At 62.8% G+C, this 21,676-nt stretch carries 23 protein-coding genes and 1 pseudogene; 9 read left to right on the top strand and 15 right to left on the bottom strand.

Translation table 11 applies throughout. The features are described 5' to 3' along the window. Nucleotides 1-388 precede the first annotated feature (388 nt). The 4 genes from FFS25_RS12555 to FFS25_RS12540 are packed head-to-tail and all read right to left on the bottom strand — an operon-like array spanning nt 389 to nt 4,019. Nucleotides 389-1,192 carry an ABC transporter permease gene (locus FFS25_RS12555; RefSeq protein WP_137803154.1) on the bottom strand — a complete coding sequence of 268 codons (804 nt, stop codon included), beginning with the start codon at nt 1,190-1,192 and terminating at the stop codon, nt 389-391. Beyond that, entirely contained in the window at nt 1,189-2,163 is a 975-nt protein-coding gene (locus FFS25_RS12550; protein WP_015780261.1) for a daunorubicin resistance protein DrrA family ABC transporter ATP-binding protein, read from the bottom strand. The genes FFS25_RS12555 and FFS25_RS12550 overlap by 4 nt, the downstream gene beginning before the upstream one ends. Before the next feature lie 28 nt (nt 2,164-2,191). Further along, a complete protein-coding gene (locus tag FFS25_RS12545; RefSeq protein ID WP_249933899.1) occupies nt 2,192-2,815 on the bottom strand; it encodes a histidine phosphatase family protein in 624 nt (207 codons plus the stop codon). A 43-nt stretch (nt 2,816-2,858) separates the two neighbouring features. Continuing rightward, on the bottom strand, nt 2,859-4,019 hold the full coding sequence (locus FFS25_RS12540; RefSeq protein WP_137803153.1) for a PEP/pyruvate-binding domain-containing protein: 1,161 nt from the start codon (nt 4,017-4,019) through the stop codon (nt 2,859-2,861). Between the two features lie 50 nt (nt 4,020-4,069). Between FFS25_RS12540 and FFS25_RS12535 the strand changes: the two genes are divergently transcribed. The 3 genes from FFS25_RS12535 to FFS25_RS12525 all read left to right on the top strand — a co-directional run bounded on the left by FFS25_RS12535 (nt 4,070) and on the right by FFS25_RS12525 (nt 6,256). Beyond that, nucleotides 4,070-4,474, top strand: coding sequence for a DNA-binding protein (locus tag FFS25_RS12535; protein ID WP_349654437.1), 405 nt, complete (start codon nt 4,070-4,072; stop codon nt 4,472-4,474). Next, nucleotides 4,471-5,106, top strand: a complete 636-nt coding sequence (locus FFS25_RS12530) for a transcriptional regulator (protein ID WP_137803152.1) — start codon at nt 4,471-4,473, stop codon at nt 5,104-5,106. The genes FFS25_RS12535 and FFS25_RS12530 overlap by 4 nt, the downstream gene beginning before the upstream one ends. 295 nt (nt 5,107-5,401) lie before the next feature. Further along, entirely contained in the window at nt 5,402-6,256 is an 855-nt protein-coding gene (locus tag FFS25_RS12525; protein WP_137803151.1) for a DUF4062 domain-containing protein, read from the top strand. 123 nt (nt 6,257-6,379) lie between these two features. Here FFS25_RS12525 and FFS25_RS12520 read toward each other — a convergent pair whose 3' ends face one another. From FFS25_RS12520 to FFS25_RS12505, 5 genes are all read right to left on the bottom strand, one after another. Next, complete coding sequence (locus FFS25_RS12520) at nt 6,380-6,904, bottom strand: hypothetical protein (RefSeq protein WP_137803150.1); 525 nt, start codon at nt 6,902-6,904, stop codon at nt 6,380-6,382. 389 nt (nt 6,905-7,293) lie between these two features. After that, nucleotides 7,294-8,175, bottom strand: coding sequence for an abortive infection family protein (locus FFS25_RS12515; RefSeq protein WP_171004209.1), 882 nt, complete (start codon nt 8,173-8,175; stop codon nt 7,294-7,296). 175 nt (nt 8,176-8,350) lie between these two features. After that, nucleotides 8,351-9,118 carry an MFS transporter gene (locus FFS25_RS12510; protein WP_283957221.1) on the bottom strand — a complete coding sequence of 256 codons (768 nt, stop codon included), beginning with the start codon at nt 9,116-9,118 and terminating at the stop codon, nt 8,351-8,353. A 38-nt stretch (nt 9,119-9,156) separates the two neighbouring features. Further along, nucleotides 9,157-9,450, bottom strand: coding sequence for an MFS transporter (locus FFS25_RS13960; RefSeq protein WP_212742750.1), 294 nt, complete (start codon nt 9,448-9,450; stop codon nt 9,157-9,159). After that, nucleotides 9,447-10,052: a TetR/AcrR family transcriptional regulator gene (locus FFS25_RS12505; protein WP_137803148.1), complete on the bottom strand. Its 606-nt coding sequence runs from the start codon at nt 10,050-10,052 to the stop codon at nt 9,447-9,449. The genes FFS25_RS13960 and FFS25_RS12505 overlap by 4 nt, the downstream gene beginning before the upstream one ends. Nucleotides 10,053-10,121: 69 nt before the next feature. On the opposite strand from FFS25_RS12505, the gene FFS25_RS12500 reads away from it, so the two are divergent. Further along, a complete protein-coding gene (locus FFS25_RS12500) occupies nt 10,122-10,748 on the top strand; it encodes a GNAT family N-acetyltransferase (protein ID WP_249933898.1) in 627 nt (208 codons plus the stop codon). 55 nt (nt 10,749-10,803) lie between these two features. On the opposite strand, the gene FFS25_RS12495 is transcribed toward FFS25_RS12500, so the two are convergent. Next, nucleotides 10,804-11,412, bottom strand: a complete 609-nt coding sequence (locus FFS25_RS12495; protein ID WP_137803147.1) for a TetR/AcrR family transcriptional regulator — start codon at nt 11,410-11,412, stop codon at nt 10,804-10,806. A gap of 60 nt (nt 11,413-11,472) precedes the next feature. Between FFS25_RS12495 and FFS25_RS12490 the strand changes: the two genes are divergently transcribed. From FFS25_RS12490 to FFS25_RS12470, 5 genes are all read left to right on the top strand, one after another. Next, entirely contained in the window at nt 11,473-12,024 is a 552-nt protein-coding gene (locus FFS25_RS12490; protein ID WP_137803146.1) for a GNAT family N-acetyltransferase, read from the top strand. A gap of 153 nt (nt 12,025-12,177) precedes the next feature. Beyond that, nucleotides 12,178-13,584 carry an MFS transporter gene (locus tag FFS25_RS12485; protein ID WP_137803145.1) on the top strand — a complete coding sequence of 469 codons (1,407 nt, stop codon included), beginning with the start codon at nt 12,178-12,180 and terminating at the stop codon, nt 13,582-13,584. Between the two features lie 419 nt (nt 13,585-14,003). Beyond that, a complete protein-coding gene (locus FFS25_RS12480) occupies nt 14,004-15,137 on the top strand; it encodes a sensor histidine kinase (RefSeq protein ID WP_171004208.1) in 1,134 nt (377 codons plus the stop codon). After that, nucleotides 15,134-15,805 carry a response regulator gene (locus FFS25_RS12475; protein WP_137803143.1) on the top strand — a complete coding sequence of 224 codons (672 nt, stop codon included), beginning with the start codon at nt 15,134-15,136 and terminating at the stop codon, nt 15,803-15,805. The genes FFS25_RS12480 and FFS25_RS12475 overlap by 4 nt, the downstream gene beginning before the upstream one ends. Before the next feature lie 147 nt (nt 15,806-15,952). Further along, the gene (locus tag FFS25_RS12470) at nt 15,953-16,495 is read left to right on the top strand and encodes an ABC transporter ATP-binding protein (protein WP_249933897.1); all 543 of its coding nucleotides are present in this window, start codon (nt 15,953-15,955) and stop codon (nt 16,493-16,495) included. Between the two features lie 190 nt (nt 16,496-16,685). Here FFS25_RS12470 and FFS25_RS12465 read toward each other — a convergent pair whose 3' ends face one another. The 5 genes and pseudogenes from FFS25_RS12465 to FFS25_RS12445 all read right to left on the bottom strand — a co-directional run. Beyond that, nucleotides 16,686-17,576 carry an AEC family transporter gene (locus tag FFS25_RS12465; RefSeq protein ID WP_171004207.1) on the bottom strand — a complete coding sequence of 297 codons (891 nt, stop codon included), beginning with the start codon at nt 17,574-17,576 and terminating at the stop codon, nt 16,686-16,688. A gap of 111 nt (nt 17,577-17,687) precedes the next feature. Beyond that, a complete protein-coding gene (locus tag FFS25_RS12460) occupies nt 17,688-18,233 on the bottom strand; it encodes a CGNR zinc finger domain-containing protein (protein ID WP_137803141.1) in 546 nt (181 codons plus the stop codon). 36 nt (nt 18,234-18,269) lie between these two features. Then, nucleotides 18,270-19,199, bottom strand: coding sequence for a ketopantoate reductase family protein (locus FFS25_RS12455; RefSeq protein WP_137803140.1), 930 nt, complete (start codon nt 19,197-19,199; stop codon nt 18,270-18,272). Beyond that, nucleotides 19,196-20,461 carry a hydroxymethylglutaryl-CoA lyase-like TIM-barrel protein gene (locus FFS25_RS12450; protein WP_137803139.1) on the bottom strand — a complete coding sequence of 422 codons (1,266 nt, stop codon included), beginning with the start codon at nt 20,459-20,461 and terminating at the stop codon, nt 19,196-19,198. The genes FFS25_RS12455 and FFS25_RS12450 overlap by 4 nt, the downstream gene beginning before the upstream one ends. Before the next feature lie 594 nt (nt 20,462-21,055). Continuing rightward, a pseudogene (locus tag FFS25_RS12445) lies at nt 21,056-21,565 on the bottom strand (IS3 family transposase); the annotation flags it as partial. Between the last annotated feature and the right edge of the window lie 111 nt (nt 21,566-21,676).

Genomic DNA, 21,676 nt, shown 5'->3' with positions numbered 1-21,676 from the left:
AGATCGGGCACGTGCCTCCTGTCGAGTTCGAAGTAGTCCACGCGCAGCTGCCTGCTCGGGCGTTGGCATCAATTTCCAGATAGAAATCCCTCTACAAAACTCGGGGCTTGACACGGATGAGTTGCAACGCGGCTCCCGCTGTTCGCCGACCTCGTGGATCACCACCACCGCCAGTGCCTTCGACCGGACGCTCTTACATGCCGCTAACCGGCATCGCTGCCGTATCAGAGCCAGCGCGAGTAGGCTACGAGCCATCGAGACGGAGCTACCTTTACTCCCCCAGGGTGTTCTCAGTTCGGGGTAGCAGCCTGGCCGGGTCGCAGCCCACACCTACCTGCAGCCGAAGCATGCGTTCGTTCATCCGTTCGTAAGAGTCAAGACAGGTCTGTCAGCGCTTGCGGCTGTAGGAGACGATTGCTAGCGGGCAGAAGACGATCAAGATTCCGACGGACCAGATGATCGTCTGGACGATCGAGTCTCCTGCCGGTGCTCCGGCCAGCAATGCACGAGCAGCGTCCATCGCGTGCGTGACGGGGTTGATGTTTGCCCAGGCTTGGAGCCATGCGGGGAGCGTGTCGATCGGGGCGGCGAGGCTAGAGCCGAGCATCAGCGGGATGAACACGATGAACGCGAAGGCCATGACTGCGCCCTCGTCCTTGACGAGCACGCCGAGGAAGACGGTCACCCAGCTCAAGCAGAACCCGAAGGCCAACACGAGAACGACTGCTGCCAGGGATGATCCGGCGTCGGTTTGGATGCGGAAACCCATGAGGTAGCCGATCCCGAACAGCAACGCGATGGCGATGATGTAGCGCACCATGTCGGCCATGATCGACCCGAGCAGGGGTGTTGATCGTCCGATCGGCAAGCTGCGGAAGCGGTCGAAGACACCCTTCTTCATGTCAATGTTGATGCTCAGGCCGCTCGAAAGCATGCCGGAGAGTCCTGCGCCCATGACCACGATTCCCGGAAACAGATAGAGAAGATACTCGTCGGTGGAACCCGCAACCGAGCCGCCGAAGAGATAGACGAACAGCAGCAGGAAGATCGCCGGGGTGACCACTCCGTTGACCAGCGCACCGGGGTTCCTCGCGGACTTGGCAAGGCTCCGACGGGCCAGGATCAGGCTGTGCCGTAGCAGCCCTGCCGGACGTCTCTCGGAGCTGGTTGCGGTGATGGTGTCGGCGCTCATGCGTGGCTCCTTTCGGCCTCGTCGTTCGTGTCGCCGATGGTGGGTGCTCCGGTGAGGGTGAAGAACACCTCGTCAAGGCTGGGGAGCCGTAACGCGAACTCGGCAACCTCAATTCCTTCCGCTTCAAAGCGATGGGCGATGTCGAACATCGCCCGATCGCCGTCCACCGGCGTGATCAACTCGTGTTGAGCGGTGCGCTCGACCGGGTGGCCGGAGACGGCGGCCAGGATGGCAGCGGCCCTCTCCACGTCGCCGGGGTTCTTGGGACGGGTCGCGATGGCTTGGCCCCCGACGATCTGTTTCAGCTCGGGTGGAGTGCCGTGGGCGATCACGCGGCCGTGGTCGATGACGGTGATCTCGTCAGCCAGTGCGTCGGCTTCTTCCAGGTACTGCGTCGTCAGAAGGACGCTGGCGCCATCGGCGGTGAGTTCACGGATGATCCGCCATAGCTCTTCGCGCTTGCCAGGATCAAGACCGACCGAGGGCTCATCGAGGAACACGACACGAGGGCGACCGACGAGGCTCGCGGCGAGGTCCAGACGTCGGCGCATCCCGCCGGAGTAGGTAGCCACCGGCTTCTTCGCGGCATCGGTCAAGCCGAAACGCTCCAACAGCTCGGCCGCCCTGCGGGAAGCCTCGCGTTTGCGCAGATCGAGCAGACGCCCGATCAGGATCAGGTTACCCAGGCCCGTGAGCTCTTCATCCAGCGTCGCGTACTGGCCTGTCAAGCCAATGATCCGTCGCACCTTGGCCGCTTCGCGGGTGACGTCCATGCCGGCGACTCTGGCGGTTCCGGCATCGAGGCCTGTCAAAGTCGCCAGGATACGGATCGACGTTGTCTTCCCAGCCCCGTTCGGGCCGAGGACGCCGAGCACGGTGCCCGGCCGGGCACGCAGATCCACCCCGTCCAGAGCAGTGTGCTTGCCGTACCGCTTCACCAGCCCCTCGGCTTCGATCACATAGTCACTCAATTGAATCTCCTTGCCTTCATCGCCGTGTTCAGGGGCGCCGTGTCTTGGGGAATCCCGTCCAATGCAGATCGGGGCGCAGGTGGCTCATGTCGTTGAACATGACGATGCTCGGTGGCACGCTCGGCCGGTGCTCGATCACGGTCAGCGCAGCGTTGGCGCTGCTGAGCCCAAGCCACCTGATAGCCGGGGCGTCCATGGCGTGACGGAGGAGCCACGCGATCGGGTAGGCGTGCGTGATGAGCACTTCGTGCACGTCGTCATCGCCCTCGGGTGCGGTGGCGAACCTCGCGGTGAGGCTCTGGGCGATCTGGTGCCCTGCTTCGGCTTCGTCGGTGTCGTAGCCGTCGAAGAACGGCACCCATGACGGCGGGGTCTCCTCCGGCTTCGGCACGTAAGGCACATGGTCGATCAGCTCGGCCGCTTCGCTCACCTCGGCGGTGCCGGTGAGGAAGATGTTGAGCTGCCTCGCGCTGTCGGCGGCTCGCGGCAACGGCGAGTGCCAGACGGCGTCGATGGGCAGATGTGCTAAACGCTGACCGAGAAGACGAGCTTGCTCGCCCCCGGTGTCGGTGAGGTTGCCGAACGCGTCGGCGTCACCGTGGCGTGCGATGTAGAGATACCTAGTAGCCATAAGTATGTCGGGGAGCACCACGACGATGCCCCGGCTCTCCTTTCTCTCGGGGTAAGGCTTCGGGTCAAAGGACGGTGACGGTTCCGGCGGTACCGTCGAGCGTGATTCGGGCACCGTCGTCAATGCGGGTAGTGACACCGGCGACGCCGAGCACGGCGGGGATGCCGTATTCGCGGGCGACGATCGCGGCGTGCGAGAGCGCGCCGCCGGTCTCGGTGACCACCCCGGCGGCGACGGCGAACAGGGGTGTCCAGGCTGGGTCGGTGTAGGGGCAGATCACGATGGCTCCGCGGCGGACGGTGGCGAAGTCGGAGGGGCCGCGGACGATTCGTGCCGATGCGGTGACCGTTCCGTGGGATCCGGGAGTCCCCCTCAACGCCTCAGCTGGGTGGGGCGGGCCGGGGGCTCTGGTGTCGGGAAGCGCTGCCGTGATCGGGCGTGCTTGCAAGATCCACACGGTGCCGTCTGCGACGGCCCATTCAATGTCTTGCGGCCCGCCGAGCACCGTCGCGATCCGGCCTCCCAGCTCGACCAAGGTCGCGACAGTGGCGTCGTCCAGGGCGCGTGCGGATTGCTGGTCGGGAGCGATCGCGCTGGTAACCACACCGCCGCGCTCACGGCCCAGGTCGATACGGGTCTGTTTACTTCCCACCGCGCAGCCGATGGCCCCGTCCGCGGCGACCTCGTAGGCGTCCGGCGTGATCGTTCCGCCAACGACGGCCAGACCGAGGCCCCAGGATGCTTCGATCCTGGTTGGCTGCCCGTGCTGCTGGGGTGTGAACATGACCCCCGACACATCCGCCTCGATCACTGGCTGCACGAGCACCGCCATGCCCGACGCGTGAGGCAACTCTCCACCCGTCCGAGCCCAGTAGCCATCCACTCGTGCAGCGCGGGCCGACTCCCAACAAGCCATGATCGCCTGACACACGTCGTCTGCGCCGCGAACCCCGATGACGCTCTCGTACTGGCCAGCTGCCGAAGCATCCCCGGTATCCTCGTTCATCGCAGACGAACGCACGGCCACCACCGGATCGCCCAGCCTCCCCAGCTCACCGGCGACGGCATCACGCAAGAAACGCACGGCCTCCGCGCCAGCCGGCTGATCACCGTGTGGCACGACGAACCCATCGGGCACCGGCAGCCCCTCCCGCAGCAGCACACCGAGCGCCGCCGCCTTGCCGCCCGAGCTCGCCCGGGTCGCTTCTGAGAGCGTCGTCAGCATCACACCATCCTTCAACGAAAGATTGACAACATTCTGTTGATCGTAGCAGGATGGACGGCATGGAACGCAAGCACGACGTCGAGCAACTCAGCAGTGCCGACCACGAGTCGACCCGACGTGAGCGCGAGGCCCAGGGCCGACTTCTCGACAAGGGCGCAGACCAGTTGGAACCGCGCCCGTGGCAGCAGGCCGCAGCCCCGCCCTCGGCGGTGGATCTGACGCAGTACGCGCTCTGGCGCTCATCCGAGCTGACCCCAGACGAGCTTCTGGGCGCACTCTCGCTGCTCCCGGCAGCACGCGCCGAGGTCGAGAGCGTGGAGATCGGCGTACTCTTCGCCGCTCGCAACGAGGGGCTCACTTGGGCGCAGATCGCCCAGGCGATGGGGTTCCGATCCCCGCAAGCCTGCCAGCAGTACGTGAACCGGCTCAGCGCCAGGCAGGACAGGCGAGCATGACGCATCAGTCCACGCCGGAACTGCTCGTGTTGCACGCCGTGCGCCTCATGGGATTCGCCGACAGTGACGCCGTCGCCGAGCGTGCGGGAACGAGCCACGTCGAGGCGCTGCGCGTGTTGAGTGAGGCGGAGCGTGAGGGGTGGGTGCAGCACGCCGCGTTCGCCGACCTCGAAGGCTGGTCACTCACCGACTCGGGCAAGACGGAGAACGAGCGCCAACTCGCGACAGAACGCGCGGACGCCGACCCCGCTGGCGTGGTGGCGGCTGTCTACCGCGAGTTCCTTCCGCTCAACGCCCGCCTACTCCGAGCCGTCACCGACTGGCAGATCAAGCCCATCGGAGCAGACCAGCTGGCCCCGAACGACCATGCCGACCGCGCATGGGATGGACGCGTTCTCGATGAACTCACGGCACTCGGCAGGAAACTTGCACCCTTGGGCGAGCGCCTCGCTGCCGTTCTCGCGAGATTCTACGGCTACACGGAACGGTACGAGACTGCCCTGCACAAGGCCAGGAACGGGGAGCTCGATTGGATCGACAGGACCGAAGTGGACTCCTGCCACCGAGTCTGGTTCCAACTCCACGAAGACCTCGTCGCAACACTCGGCATCGACCGTAGGAACGAAGCATAGATATCTATGCAAGCAGTCACCAAGCGGGCGAGGTCGCTGCCGGCGTCCGAGACATAGCGTGGATCCGCAAGTTCAAGCCGATCGAGACGCAGCTACTTTCACGACAGTACGCGGTGCCTTCAACGGCGTATGCTCGACGGTGTCGCAATCATGCACTTGCCCGGGCAGCTCCTACGGCATCGGCATCGTAGAACGTTGGGCAGGAATGCGGCCCCAGGCATCGAAAAACAAGGGTGAACGCTGACCAGGGGTCCGGAGACCAGTCAGGGAGGCGCTTGCCCGTAGGCTTGGGACTATGAGTTTTGTTGCTTCCGTGCTGCGCGTGATGATTGCGTCGCCCTCAGACATCCCCGATGCTCGCGATGCCGTTGAACAGGCCCTCTACGGGTGGAACAACGCCAACGCGAAAAACAAGCAGGTCGTACTCATCCCATGGCGGTGGGAGACCTCCTCGGTCCCCGTCTTGGGTGACCATCCCCAGTCACTCATCAACGCTCAAGGTGTGGACGAGTCCGACATCGTCATTGCACTGTTCGGAAGCCGCCTCGGGTCTCCAACACCGGCCGCGGCCTCAGGAACTGCCGAGGAGATCAAGCGTGCTGTCGACAGCGGCAAACCGGTCCATGTCTACTTCTCAACGGCCCCGCTGCCCCGCGATGTCGACACTACGCAATTGGACGGCCTCCGCCAGTTCCAGACTGATATCGGCCAGCGCGGGCTCCTCGGTGAGTTCGCGAGCCCGGAACAACTCAACCACGAGGTGTGGAAGGCAATCGAACACGATATCGCCGCAGCTGACCTTGGAACGCCCGTTCTGCAGCAGAAGCCGACAGGCGTCCGCCTGCGGGTACAGTCCGAGCAAGAGCGCGAAGCCACCGGACTCGATAAACGCGGAAAGATGAAATATGCGACCAAACGCCACTTCGACGTGTACAACGACGGTAGCGATGACGCTGTCGATGTTACGTTTGAAAGCGAATCTAACAACGGTGCTATGAGGATTACCTCGCCCTCCGAACCCATCACCATCCAGGCTGGCACGTCCTGGCGCATACCGGTCACATATTCGATGGGCGTCGAGGGAGCCAAGCTCAAAGTCTCATGGTCAGAAAATGACGAACGGCAAGAGAAAGTTTTCGACGTGCAGTAGCCCCTCGCGGGATCTGGGGTAGAGGACCAATGTATGAACCTCAGCGACCGAGGCTCATGCATGTGCCATCTCTGGCCAGGGCAACGAGATGACCGAGGAGCCCCCGTTCTCCGTCGATGATGGTCAAGTACGCCGACCGACCCATGCGAGGTGGCGCTCTGCAACCACGGCTCCTTGCCGTCTGCGCCCGCGCAGCACGCCGACTCGCGTGCGGCCCTCGACGAGCTGGAGACCCGTTGCCAGCGGGGTCAGAAGGGACTGCTCCAGAAGGATCGGCCAGCGTTTCCATGTTCCGTGCGTGTCCCAGGCCAGCCGTACGCCAAGGTGTGGGCCCTGGTGACGGACAGCGATCCAGTGCTCCGGATCACGAGCGAATTCTTCGATAGCACCAGTGTCCGACGGTCCCGTGGGCATGGCCATGAAGGTTTCAGTGGAGATGGCTTCGACCTGCCAGCCCATCTGAGACAGCTCGAGGTTGCCATAGTCCTGAAGGAAGGCTTCGTTGTCTGCATGATCGTAGAGCCACTGCTCAAGCACATCAGCCGGCCAGTGCAACTCGAGGACTGCCTCTTGGCGGAGGAATTCAGCGAACCCGTAGTCGCTCTCACGGCACCGCTGCGTGAGGGCCGCGAAATCAGAGAGTCGCATTCAGCATCCCTCCCCTGTATCTCAGTTTGATCTCGGATATTTGAGGTCTCAGAGCTGTTGGCTTCGGAACCCGTCGTCGAGGAATGGAAAGTACACCCGATTGGTGTGGAGGCTCCAGTCTACCCGCGCACCCGCAGCACCAAACGAGACAGCCTCCGGAACGAGCACCGAGGCAGGACCTTGTGATCCCCTCCACCACCGTATTAGGCCGCGTCGCAGCTCCGCTAGCACAGTCCCACCGGCGTGCTTGCCGTGACGTAGCGCAGATCGCTGGCTGCGATCGCGAGGGATAGCCGTTGGTGAACTTCCAGAACCGAAAGGATACCGGCACCCAAATTGGTTTGACCACGCTACTCTCGCGGGCTCGCGTCCCCGCTGAAGTAGGAATTCTATTGTGAGGACCCTGATGACAGGGTGCTGCGCCATGGCGCCTGAGAATCCGCCAAGGTGTCCAAGATGAGTTCGCACCACAGGGTCGCAGCATTGACGGCGAGCCTGGCATGGCGATCTGAGAGGCCGGTGCGTCGTCGGGCAGGACCGTGACCCGTGCCGAAGCTGTTCCGGAACTCCGCAAGCCCCGTGGCTATTTGCCGGGCGCCATTGAGAATCTGGCGGACGGCCTGGCGTGAGTCGGGAAGGTCTTTGCCCTTTTCGGGGAGGAGACCGAGAGCATCGGATGCCTCGTTGACCAGTTTGGTGAAATCGGCTTTGGGGAGAGATTCCTCGGTCCTGCCGGTCTCGATGAGGGTAACTTTCGCGGTACTCTCCATGAGTTCTTTGGCTCCACCGATGGCGAGTTCAGGGTCGGCCGGGAGAGCTGCAGACAGGCGCTCGAGCCCTTGCAGTATGGCGCTGGGGTCCTTGAGGCTCGCCAGTGATGAAGGGTTGAGCTCGGCACGATGTGGGATGCGGATGAGCCACTCGTCGTCGATCTCGAGACCATCTCGAGAGACCGCGCGGCGTACGTTCATGATCGCCCGCTCTCGGTACTGATCGTCACCGGCCCACAAAGCGAAGACATCAGTGAGCGCATCCTGGAACACCCGCAACGCCCTCTCAGCCTCAGATCGAGAGGTCCAATCGACTTGGCGAATGTAGGCCTCGAACAGTGTGACTCGCTGGCCGCCAACAGGCTCGATCTCGGGAGGCGGAGAGAAGCCCTCGGACTCCCACATCTCGGTAATTCTTCGGAGAACGGTGTCACTCATGAGCTCTCGGACGGCAGTGCGGGTGCGTCTGCCGACGAGTTCTTGGGGCGTGTTTTCGGTCATGTCTCCTCGTGGCTGCTGCATGCTGGTATACGGTGGCATCATTCTCTTACGCTTGACATGCTTGGCGGAAATGCTTCGACAGGTGCACGATGCCATGATCGCCATGTGTCCACGCAGTAGCGATCTAAACGATTCAGCCCAAGCCCACTGGTTCGCAACCTATACCGCTAGGGTTTCAGACCTTTCGCGCAGCGGTCGGGCCCGATTTGCTTGCGAGGGCCAGCAGAACGAGAGCTCCGAGCGCGAACGCCGCCGCGATGAGCGGGAGCACACCGATCCCGAGACTCGAGAGGGCAAGACCCCCGACCGCCGCTCCGGCGGACACACCGAGGTAGGTGCCCGACGTGTTGAGCGCGAGCGCTTGACCAGACACCGGGCCAGCGAGGACATGGAGGCGGGCCTGGATCGCCGGTGAGTTCCAGAACGCCATCCCGCCCCAGACCGTCGCCACGACAAGAACCAAGGGCAAGGAGGTGGGCCGTGCCAGCCACAGACCCCAGAGGCCGATCATGGCGAGGACGATGACCCCGATGCCGAACAGGAGCGCACGATCGGCTCCCCAACGGTCAGTGGCGATCCCGCCGAGCCAGATACCGACGATGCCTGCGATGCCGGAGAGGCTGAAGGCGAGGGCGCGTTCCTCCACTCCTGCACTGGTGGATGCGGCCAGATACGGGGCGAGGTAGGTAAGCATCATCATCGACCCGGTCATCAGTACGCAGTTCGCCACCAGGCCGAGCAAGATCGGACGCTGGCGCAGGGCGCGCATCTGCTCACGCAGCACCGGAGTCTCGTCCGGGCCCTCTCGCCGGGGCAGCGTGATGAGCGCGGCGAGCAGGACGAGCGCTCCGGCGACAGCCATTGCTGCGAACGTGGCTCGCCAACCGAAGACTCCGCCGATCCACGTGCCTGCGGGCACTCCCGCAGCGATCGACCCGGTCACTCCGAGAGAGACGACGGCAATGTAACGCCCCGTCTGCCCTAATGGTGCGTGACGGGCGGCGTGATCGCCGCGGCGACGTTCGCGGCGATGAACACCAGCAGAGCGAGTGAGAATAGGCGGCGGCGTTCCGCACGCGCCAGGACGACTGCCGCGATGGGTGCCGCCAGGGCGACGGACAGAGAGAAGACGGTGATCAATTGCCCCGCCTGTCCTTCACTGACGCCGAGGTCGCCGGCCAGTTCCGGCAGGATGCCGGCGATCACGTAGTCGTCGGTGTAGAGCACGAACGCCGCCGCAAGCAGCGCGAACAACCATGCAGGCATCCAGATCATCTCCTTCCTTCGGGGGCGAGCAGCAACCGCAAGTGCGCACGCAGAATCCCTTGCAGTCGTTCGACACTGAGCGCTCCATGCGGAGTGACGGCGTCGAGCGTCAGTCCGCCGATCATCGCCGTCACCTGGGCCGCGCCCATCTCGGGATTGGGTACCTCGAGCGCGTCGAGTGCCTCTCGGATCACGTCGGTGAGGTCTGCACCCATGCGCTGTGACATCGCACGGAACACGGAGCGGGTGCGTGAGGCTATGACGAGCTCGACGACGACGATCGCGGCGTCTCGCCGCTGGGCATCGACGGGCAGCACCTCTTCTATGAGCGCCTGCAATGCATCGAGTGCTTCATCGCCACTGAGGCCACGCAAGTTCTCGGCCGGGTGTGTGGCGAGCCTGCGCCCCATGCGGTCGCCGGCTTCTTCGGCTGCGGCGGCCAGCAGATCCTCGTGTCCATCGAAGTAGTGCCGTACCGAGCCGATGTTCAACCCGGATTCTGCGGCCACCTTGCGCAGCGAGCACCCGTCGATGCCCTCGGCGACGACGAGGCGGAACGCGGCCTCCACGACCTGCTGCCGCCGCAGCTCGGGCTCGATTCGTGCAGGCATAGGCTCGCTCCTCTCTCGCAGACGACCCCTGGACCGGGCGACGAATCAAAACTATCACAGTCGTGATAAATGGATGAGGTCGGTCCCGAACAGGCACCGCTGGTGCACTATCCGACCTATGTTAGTTTTAGGATTATGCTCAACTCACACTCCCTCCCTCTGCAGAGCGAAGGCGTGCAGCTGCGCCCGCTCCAGCCTCAGGATGCGACAGCGTTTGCCGAAGGCACCGCAGACCCCGCTGTTCAGCAGTACGGCCATCTGCCGGAGCCTGAGTACACGCCGGAGTCAATGCGGTCGATGATCGAGCGAGAAGCGACGCCAGGTCTGGAGCGTGGTGACCTCGCGGTACTCGCAATCGCCGATGCCGGAACCGACGCTTTCGCAGGCAGTCTTGTCCTCTTCGACGTCAGCGAGCACGCTGCCGAGGTCGGGTTCTGGATACATCCTGCTCATCGAGGATCAGGCGTCGCCGCAATCGCCCTGCATCTCGCCGCCCGGTTCGCTCGGGTCAGCGGATTGCGCGAGCTCACTGCACGGACCCTGCCTGAGAATCCTGCATCGCAGCGCACTCTCGCAGCGGCGGGTTTCACGCTCGAGTGTCGAGGACTCGACATGGCACCTTCCGGTGATCAGGTTGAACTACTGCACTACCGTCGTACTCTCGATGACGAGCAACCCACTCGCATGCGCCTGTAGATGCACACGATTTCGAAACCCGGCAGCGTTCGCCGACTCGTACGAACGCGTTTCCTTAGGCTTCGATATGAGAACGTAGAGCACTCAAGCCTGCTGTGAAGATGGCTTCGGCGTCGACGGCATGTTCTTCATGGAGGCGTGCGTAGTTCGGTGCGATCCCGGGATCGACAGGGGCCGCTCGCTCGTCTCCAGACATCGGAGCGGTCATGGCGCTACCGATTGCGAAGTTCGACAAGGTATACGCGGCGCCGAGCGGGTCGGTGGCACCGAGTGCATCGAGCAGGACGACCATCCGCTCCGAAAGGCGGAGATAGTTCGGGCCTCTGGGTGCGCGCATCCCGATGACCTGGCAGACCCAGCGATGCTGACCGAGATGCCGAAAATAGGCGAGCATCAGCTCCTGCAGCTCAGCGCCGGCGACGGCCTGGTCGAGGGCCCGGTCGTCACCGAGTGCGGAGTCGAGCGCGAGGTCATAGAGGTCGTTGACGGACTCCACTCGCGAGTACAGACTCGCGGGCGCCACATCCAGTCGCCCCGCGACGGCGCGCACTGTCAGCGCCTTGAGTCCACCTTCGTCTAGAACTGCGGCGGCAGCGCGGGCGACATCGTGCACGTCGACCGCACGTGCACGATGTACTTGCTTCGGATGTTCCCAGTAGCTCACATCCCTCAGGCTATCCGAACTAAGTTTGTGAGACTACGCGAACTAAGTTAGGTTAGTTGCATGTCCCACCGCGCCCCCGTTCTACTGCCGCTGACCACCGACCGGCTGACGCTGCGAGCACACGAATCGGACGACGCGGGCCGGCTGCACGGGATCTACTCTCAGCCCGAGGTCGCGCGGTACCTGCTGGATGAGCCCTGGACCGAGGCCGACGCAACTCGGCACGTCTCCGAACGGCTCGCGAAGACCGGCCTCGACGACGAAAGCCATGCACTCGCTCTGGTGATCGAGCACGAGGGCACCCCGGTCGGGGATGTGCTGCTGTGGCTCACCGATACCGAGCATCGGATCGCGGAGATCGGATGGGTCCTCGACCCCGCACATGGCGGGCAGGGCCTCGCTCGCGAGGCCGTTGGCGAAGTGCTGCGCATCGCGTTCGAGCACTACCGGCTGCACCGGGTGACCGCGCAGATGGACGCCCGCAACGACGCATCCGCCAGGCTCGCCGCGGCACTGGGCATGCGACAAGAGGCCCACTTCCGGCAGGACTGGTGGAACAAGGGCGAATGGACCGACACACTCGTCTTCGCCCTACTCTTCGGCGACCGGTAACCACCCCGCTCGCCTCACACCCCTCCACGGAATCACGCCCGCCGCCACAGGCGAGCGCCTCCGTCGTGATCCCACCTGCTGTCGGACGCAAGCCCGGCCACGGGCTGTCGTCCGCCTGCTTCCTCGAACGAGGAGAAAGGACGCCTGGACCTCATGATCCAGAAGGACTCAATCCAGACGAATGCCGACCCCAGGACGCGTGGACGGTGGCTCGTCCTCACCGCCGTGTCGCTCGGCCTACTACTGGCGACGATCGACACGTCGATCCTCTACATCGCCGTTCCCGTGCTCGAGACCGATCTCGGAGCTTCCACGAGCCAGTCGCTGTGGATCATCAACACCTACCCGCTCGTGATGACCGGACTGCTCCTGGGCACCGGCACCCTCGGCGACCGGTACGGGCACAAGCGTGTCTTTCAGATCGGCATTGTCCTGTTCGGAGCCGCGTCGCTGATCGCCGCGTTCTCACCGACGCCGGAGGTGCTGATCGTCGCCCGAGCCCTCCTCGCCGTCGGCGCAGCTCTCATGTTGCCTGCAACGCTCGCGATCATCAGGGTCACGTTCGACGACGAACGAGAGCGCAACATCGCCATCGCCGTGTGGTCGAGCGTGTCCATCGGCGGCATCGCATTCGGCCCGCTCGTGGGCGGGCTGCTGCTGGAGTGGTTCTGGTGGGGATCGGTATTCCTCATCAACGTCCCCATCGTCCTCGTCACGTTCGTGCTCGCCGCGGTCTACGCGCCCAAGGCCCGCGAGGACGGGACCGTACCCTGGGATCTCTTCTCCTCGGTACTCGCCCTGATCGGGCTGACCGGACTGGTCGCGGCCATCAAGGAGATCTCGCTGCCCGGCCCCTCCTGGACCGTGATCGTCGGTGCCCTCGTGCTCGCCGTCGTCGGGTTCGGTGCGTTCGTGAGGCGGCAAGGGCGGCTGGAGACGCCACTGCTGGACTTCATAATCTTCAAGAACCGTGCCGTCTCCGCCGGCGTCGTGGCAGCGGGGCTGAGCACGTTCGTGTTCGCCGGCGTCGGCGCGGTCACGAGCCAGCACTTCCAGACCAGCGAGGGGTTCACGCCGCTGCAGAGTGGTCTTCTGGTCGGCTGCATCGCGGTCGGAGCGACCGTGACGTCACTGCTGAGCGGGGCGATGCTCTCGCGTCTCGGTTCGCGGCCTCTGTTGCGCGGTGGTGCTGCACTTGCCGCTCTCGGTTACGCGGCCGCAGCCGTGCTGCTGCCTGTGAGCATCTGGGGCTTCGGTGCCGCGCTGTTCATCGCCGGCACCGGTATCGGTGTGCTCATCACCGTGGCGTCCTCAACCATCATCACCAACGTGGCCCCCGAACGCGCGGGCATGGCCTCCGGCGTCGAAGAGGTCTCCTACGAGTTCGGCAGCCTGCTTTCGGTCACCGTGCTCGGCAGCCTCTACGCCTCACTCGCTCTCACCACGCCGGCCACGGCGATCAGCTATCAGGGAGTGCTCGTGCTCGGCGCCGCAGTAGCACTCCTCGGCTTCATCAGTATCGCCTGGCTGGTCCGCAGAAGTAGGTTGGTAGGCGAATAAGGCAGAGCTTCCTCCGCGGATCCGCGGAGGACGACTGACCCTCGAGGAGCTCCATCGGGTTTCAGTCAACGCATTCGGCGGTGCCGCGGCGAACAGGATGGCGCGTAGACGGCGATGCTGGGGATGCGGGCACGCACCGGAGGCCGCTGGCGGAGATGCGACGGACGCTGACCGCTTGGCGCGACACCGGCGCGGTAGCGATGGGTGGGCTGCTGGTACAGCGCTCTCCTTGCCGCCACCAGTCGGTGGGGCTGAGGCGGCGCACAGCGATGCCCCGGTGTAGCCGCAGCATCTGCACAACGAAGTGAGTAACCTTGGAGAGCATGATGGTCAAAGGTACCCTGGGCCTAAACGCTCAGAGGCATGCTGGCGCAGCGCGGGCAGCGAGCCGGTCGGGCTCGCCTCAGCGCTTCATTGACGTGACCATCTCTACAGTAGTCTTCCTGTACGACCTCATGTTCCAAACGAACAATCTCGTTTGGGGTGAGACGTCAGCGTCAATCTACACTTTCGCAGTGGCCCTGTCGGCAGCAATTTCCTGCGCTTACGTGTTTCGGAAGAAGACGCAAATTCTCGCGTTTCTGATCGTCATAATCGCAGCGTCAGTGCAAAGCTTAATCGGCGCAAGTCTGTCTCCCGCCGCAGTTCTAGGAATTGGACTTGCGCTCTACGCACTGGGTTCCTGGACAAGCTTGTGGGTGACTATCACCGCTTTCATAGTTGCCGGAATGTGGGCCTCTTTCGCTGCCATCCCAGTGGTGCAAGCGGAACGTGCCCGCATTGGCGAGATCGGGATGCTCGTCCTGGCATACCTTGCGGTGGCCTTGGCTGGCCGTTTGGCTCGGAATAGACGCGAGCGGATCAAGAATCTGCAGGAACACGCGAGACAACTTGCCCGGGAACGTGACGCCCAAGCGGTGATAGCGGCGAACGAGGAGCGCGCCCGGATCGCTCGAGAAATTCACGTCATAGTTTCACACAGTCTCGGCACCATGGTTGTGATGGCAGACGGCGCCGCGCAGATTGCACGCGTCGATGCCGATCAGGCCAGCCATGCGATGGAAAGGGTGAGGGACACGGGGCGCGGTGCCATGAGTGAAATGCGAAGAATGCTGGATGTTCTTCGTGACGGCGATGCGGCGACGCGGGCACCACAGCCAGGGTTGGGTGAGCTAGACAAACTCGTAGAAGAGGTCCGGGCAACCGGTCTTAGGGTGGACCTGATAGTGAAGGGAGTATCAGTCGACTTGCCCAGCGGGATTGACCTTGTAGCTTACCGTATTGTTCAAGAGGCGCTGACGAACGCCCGCAAGCATGGCGGTTCTCTGATAAGCCTCGTGGCAGTGACCCTGTGTTACATGCCGGATTCGCTAGAGATAACCATCGTCGACGATGGAAACGGACCGGAGGGCGATTACCTACAAAGAACTGGTCACGGACTAGTTGGGATGCAGGAGCGAGTCTCGGCCTACAGCGGTTCGCTTGACCTCGGACCGCGGCACAACGGAGGATTCGCGGTGCGAGCGAGACTCCCTTTGGGAGGTCAGGAATGAGCATCAAGATTGCCCTGGTGGACGACCAAGAGATGTACCGAGCTGGCTTCCGGATGTTGTTGAGCACACGCCCGGAACTCGAAGTCGTGGGTGAGGCTGACGACGGCGATACTGCTGTCGAGATGCTACGGACGACGGACGCTGACGTCGTTCTCATGGACGTACGGATGCCGCGCATGGACGGAGTAGCAGCGACCCGGCGCATTCGCGAGCTGGGCGGTCCCGAGGTTCTGATCCTGACAACTTTCGATCTCGATGAGTACGCATATGACGCAATCCAAGCGGGCGCTGCAGGATTTCTCCTCAAAGATGCTCCGGTCGAAGAACTCATCCAGGCGATCCAGCATGTTCACGCAGGTGATGCTGTCGTTGCCCCGAGCACTACCCGGCGCCTACTGGATCGCTTCGCGACGCAACGGGCGAGCACTCCACCGAAGCTGGCCTCCGCGCACACTCGATTGCATGAACTGACGGAGCGCGAACGTGAAGTGCTACAGCTAGTCGCCCAGGGTCTCTCAAACGGAGAGATCGCCAGAGACCTCTTCATCGCTGAAAGCACCGTTCGCGTCCACGTGGGTCGGATTCTCACGAAGCTCGACGTGCGTGATCGTGTACAGATAGTGATCATGGCGTACCAGACTGGTCTCGTGTCGGCAGACGAGCAGTAAGCACCAACAGACGTCAAGATTGCCGGCACTCGGGCGGGACCCGGTATGCAGATTGCTTACGGCACCGACAAGGGTAAGCAATCTGCGTACCTCAAGATAGTCCTGTAGCTGGACGACTCGGGCGCTGCGATGGACGACAGTGGAGGCATGTCCTACATCGTCGCCACCGAGAAGTTGACCAAGGCCTACGGTTCCCGGCTCGTAGTCCAAGACCTCGATCTACGTATCCCAGAGGGTTGTGTTTACGGGTTCCTCGGCCCGAACGGCTCCGGGAAGTCCACGACCATGAAGATGCTGTTGTCACTCATCCGGCCGACAGCTGGCGAGGCCCACATCATGGGTCGACCAATGAATCGCGAAACTCGACGCGAGCTGCTGCCCCGAATCGGTTCTCTGATCGAGTCACCACCTGGATACGCTCACCTCTCCGGCGCGGAGAACATGCGTATCACGCAACGCCTCCTGGGAATTAGCAACGAGCAAGTGGAATTTGCCGTCCGTACAGTACGGATGGAAAACCAAATGAACAAGAAGGTTCGCGAGTTCTCACTTGGTATGAAGCAGCGACTCGGCATCGCCATGGCCCTCGCCCGCCAGCCAAAGTTGCTCATTCTCGACGAGCCGAGTCAGGATCCAGGGGGTATCCGTGATTGGTGCCTCAAGCCTATCGAAGTCGGGCTCGCAGCGTAAGAGTTCCGGCAGAAACATGGCGAAGCGGAAGGTCGCCGTTCGCAGGTCCAGACAGTGCAAGCTGTTTCGCGATCGAGCGAGGGGGTATCGGGACCATTGCGTCGGTGTAGAGGCATCGTATTGCTAAGGCATGAGCGCCGCTTCACGTAGGAGACGACGGATATATGGGTTGATACATCCCGATGATTCTCTAGAGCACGAACCACGAAAGCGCGAGCGGGATGGTCGCCACGCCCACTATGGAAGAGACCGCGATCATGCTGGACACGATCCGTGGATCGGCGTCTTCCTGTTGGGACAAGACATACGCGGTCGCAGACGTTGGCATCGCTGCCATCAGGACGAGTGTGCCCGACCAGAGCGACCCTAAAGAGGGGGCAAGCAGCGCCACGATGACGACGGTGAGAATTGGCAGAAGGACCATCTTGATGATGGTCCCAAGGATCAGAGGAAATGCTGGAACCGAACCGTCTCTGAGCCCCTTTACAGCAGCGGGCAGAGTCAGTCCGACCGCGAACATCGCTAACGGAACCGCCGTTTGCCCAAAAAGACCCAGGGTGTCGGAAACGGGCGACGGTAGAGGCACATCCACGAGAGCAACAACGATACCTGCCGCGACGCTTAGAGTGATCGGGTTGGTCAAGAGCGCCTTTTTGACGGCGATCCACATTTGCCTGGATACGGGCGAATCTTTGGAACCGCCTGACGAGAGAGCTCGCACTGCCGGATACCCAAGCATGAACATGAGATTGTGGATCAGCTGCCCCACTGCCGCCGCTAGACCAGCTTCGGGCCCTAAGATGCTCAATGCAATGGGCACTCCCAGATACCCGACGTTGCCGTAGCTCGCCGCGAGAGCCAGCGGTGCAGCGAGCGGCTGGGTCCGTCTTCCCGCGAAGCGACCCGCCGTCCATGTCAGGGTTGATACGAGAGCCGTCACACCGAAAGCGATAAGAGCGAACGACCAGGGGACGCCCTCGCTGACGGGGGCCGTCGCTACGGCGTCGAACAGAAACGCCGGCAACGCGAAATAGAGGACGAAAGCGGTCAGGGAGGACTCTGCCGCCCGGATCTTGGGCATGAGACTTGCTATCCCGCCGATCGCAAGGACAGCAAATAGAGGTCCGATTGCCCCTAACGCCTCAAGCATCATGCACTTTCGACCAAGGCAGGTCGGCGCCTCGAGGGACGCCTAGTCGGTGGCACGCGATCGGTGAGCGCGAACCCGCTCGCGGGTCTGACACCGTGGAGAGCAGAAGTGCTTGGTATGTGTCGGCGACTGATCGACCAACACGTCGGCGCAGGTGGTTGACTCGCAAGTTCCGAATCGATCCTGCGGCGCTTGGTTGACGTGGCCAAGCAGTGAGGCGACGAGGATCGCCGACATGAGCTGGTCGGGGTGCTCGATCGACCAATGCAGATGCACAGTGTCGTCGCCTGCATCTGCTCGAGGTGAGAGCCTGGTGTCGACGATGGCGTTGTTGAGATGATTGGCCGTTGCGTAGGGCCATGGAGCTGTGAAGATGAGGTAGACATCGTCGCAGGCATGGGCGATTGAGCGGTCGTCGGGCTCTATGATGCTCGACGGCCAGATATCCATCAGTTTCCGCCGCGGAGCGGAGTCCGGTGCGGGGTATCCGTTCCAGGGGCGTGTCGAGACCTCTTGTGGCGTGGTCGCCCACTCGTTGATGAGCTCGACCACGAGCTGGATGGGAAGCTGCGGAACATGCAGTGGCATATCGTCCAGGATAGACGGCCAGGCTGCGAGTAGACCTCATGGGTTTCTCCGGGCCTGCGCTTCACGGGGAGCCATCGAAGCATAGACGAGGTCCAGTACGGGAGTCGCCACTCCCACGCGTTGCGCCCGGTGGACGACGGCACCGACTTGGTCCTCGAGCTCGGAAGGGCGGCCCGCCAGGAGGTCGCGATGCATGGACGAGGTCGTCTGTGCAGAGAAGCCATTGAGGTAGATGTTCATGTCATCGGAGAAGTCGGACTCCGTGAGGGTGACTCCTTCGGCGTCGGCCACGGAGAAGACCTCAGACATCGCAGTGGTGACCAGTCCTCGTGCGCGGGTGTCCTCTCGTGTCTGTCCCACGTTTGCATCGAGGGTCGCCCCGATGCCTCCGTAGGAGCAGATCAGGGCGAGTTTCTTCCACAGCGCTGCGGCGATGTCCTCGGTCCATGTCACGGAGATCCCGGCCGCGGTCAAGTCGCTGGTGAGCTCGCTCGCTCGTGAGGCCGGCTGCTCGGCCGGGCTTCCCACGGTCAAGGAGGCCTCCGATCCGATGGTGCGGACATCGAGGGGGCCCGTGCGTTCCGCGATAACGACTACAGTGCTCGCGAAGACCTGGTCATTGCTCAAGAACGCGGTGGCCCGGGTCGGCGCATCGATTCCGTTCTGGGTCGTCAGAACGGGTGCGTCGGGCGGGAGCACTGCGCTCATGTCACGAGCGGCGTCTTCGACTTGCCAGGCCTTGGTGGTGATAATCGCCGCGTCGGCCTGGGTTCCTTCGAGTGAGTCGACGACACGGATGCCGTGCACTTCTTCGGTCGAGCCGTCACCGGTGATGCTCACCGGCTCGTTCTTGCTCCGCAGGGCAGCGTCGCTTCGGGCCTTGAGAATGACCTCCTGGCCGGCCTGGGCCAACCGTGCGGAGAAGTACAGGCCGAGTCCGCCGGCGCCGTAGACGAGGATACTCATCGGTGGGCCTCCACGAGTTCGGGGACCGTGACGGGCTGCTCCTGCAGCACTTGCTTGGCGGTCTCGATGACCTCAGGGAGCCTCACGATGTCATCGTGGAAGGCGCGGATCTGGGCGACCAGGCGCTCGTATTCGGCGAGCTTGGACGTGTACTGCCGATCGAAGCGTTCCTGCAGCTTGTTGTAGACCTCCTCGATGACCGCGGGGTTCAGTGCGTCTTCGTTGAGACCGCCCTCAACGAGGATCTGCCGCAGGTACGTGGGGAAGAGCCCGATGCGGTTGAGGAAGTAATCGACGGTCCGGGAGACGCCGAGGTAGTCGGGAACATTCACGATTCCGGCGTTCTCGTTCGTGACCAGGAACCCGCTGACAGGTCGGTACGGAGTGGGCACGGTCAGATAGATCTGTTCGGAGAATCTCGCGGCATCGATAACTCGGTCCACATCAACGGGGCCTGAGTCGACACGAATGTTGTTCTCCTCGAAGCATCGCGTGATCGATTCCAGTTCGGCGAGTCCTGCGCGGTTGCCGACTCCTGCAACACCGCCTTCGATGATCTGGAAGCCGTGCAGCACGCTCACCAGCGAGTTAGCCGTTCCAAGCCCGCGGTCGTTGTGACCGTGGAGGTAGAAGGTCGTGTCCGGGTTGTCATGGACCAGGTTGGCTGCAAGGACGGCCGTGGAGTCCGGATAGAGCGTGCCGACTGAGTCATTGATTCGGATGAGATCGATTCCGATGTTGCGCGCTCGTTCGATCTGGGACATGAGGTGGGCGTACTTGTCTTCGTCGATTTCCGTCGAGAAGGCGTTGAGGAGGCTGGAGCGGAGGCGACCGACTCCGATTTTCCGGAGCCTTTCGGCTACGTGCTCGAAAAGGTGGCGGTCTGAACCGATCTCGATCATCCCGATACTGACGTAGATGCGCTCCAGGAGCGCGCGCGGAACGTCCTTCTCCAGACGCTCAACGAGCGGCTCCCACGTCTTGAGGGTGAGGTTGAAGGAGAACGTAGTGTCGTCAGTGATGGAGTCGAAGGATTCCTGGGTGAGGAGGAGTTTGCGGAGGAACTCTGCCTCGTGCATGCCGGAGCCGACGTCGATGTCCTTGATTCCCGCCTGGGAGAGCTTCTCGACGAGGCGGATCTTGTCGGTGTCTGAAGCTCCGTATAGTGCCCGCTCTCCTCCTTCGCGGATGGTCTCGTCAGAGATGGCCTGGATCGAGAAGTCGCTGTAGCGAGGAGTGTGTCCCTTGGGGAACGTAAGCATGGTCTGCCCTTACTGCCGGTGGAGTGATGTAACGCACATACTGCCATATGAGCGTTACCTAGAGTCAAGCCCTGCTCGCGTTCGTGTCGCGAGTTCGTCCAGGGCCACCTGGCTTGCACGTGAGCAGTCGGTGCCTAGCGCTTGCATGCACCGTTCGTAGCGGGACGACGCGGGTTCGGCGGCCGTGGTGCTAACACGCAGTGCTAGGACGAGTATTGCTGTGTCGGTCCTTATGTATTACGTATAATGACGACATTTGATCTCTTGTAGGTGTCGATTCCCGCTTCGGTGCGGGGCAGACTGAACTCTCACGAGTTTTCAGACGTCGATGGAACGGCTCGCGTGCGCCGATGTGAAAAGGGGCCAGCTCCATAGGATCCTGGACGGTCGAGACGGCGGATCGTGGCGGCTGCAACGGGCGGAGAGACACCCATGTGGTGCCGGCCCGATAGGACTTCAGAACGACTGCGTATCAGTAACAAGTGCCCGGCTTGCAGGTTCCGGAACGGTCTGCTTACTCAAGTCAATGAAAGGAGTGCTCGGTCGCTGAAAACGCGGCAAGGGGACTGCTGAAGGTTTGGTTGACTCCTGGGTTTATGCCGCCAGGGCGACGGCCTTTTGGTGAACAAGCTCGTATTCAACCGGGGTCAGTTTACCCAAACGTCGCTGTCGACGCTTCCGGTGATAGGTCCGCTCGACCCAGTGGACGATCGCTGTGCGCAACCTCGCTCGCGTGTCCCAACGGCCCCGGTCGAGGACGTTCTTCTGCAACACGGCGAAGAACGATTCCATCGCCGCATTATCGCCAGCAGCGCCGACCCGACCCATCGATCCGACGAGCCCGTAATGCCGTAGAGCCTGCTGGAACTTCCGAGAACGAAATTGCGAGCCGCGATCCGAGTGAACGACACACCCGGCAATCATTCCAGACCCACCACGACGGGCCACAGCATCATCAATCGCCGCCACAGCCAGGCGAGATTTCATCCTCGAATCGATGGCATAGCCGATGATTCTGTTGCTGAACACGTCCTTGACCGCGCACATGTACAGCTTGCCCTCACTGGTGTGGTGTTCGGTAACGTCGGTCAGCCACAACTCGTTGAATCTCCTATGTCTGTCAAGCCCCGGTGAGCTCATTCTGAGCGGCGGTGTTGAGGCGGCGGTAGATGTCGCGGGCGAGGTAGCGCTTGAGGCAGCGACGGATCTCCCGGA

Source organism: Kocuria sp. 2SI (genome assembly GCF_005502825.1).
In the GTDB taxonomy this organism is placed as follows: Bacteria; Actinomycetota; Actinomycetes; order Actinomycetales; family Micrococcaceae; genus Kocuria; species Kocuria palustris.
This window is presented reverse-complemented; position numbering and strand designations above follow the sequence as displayed.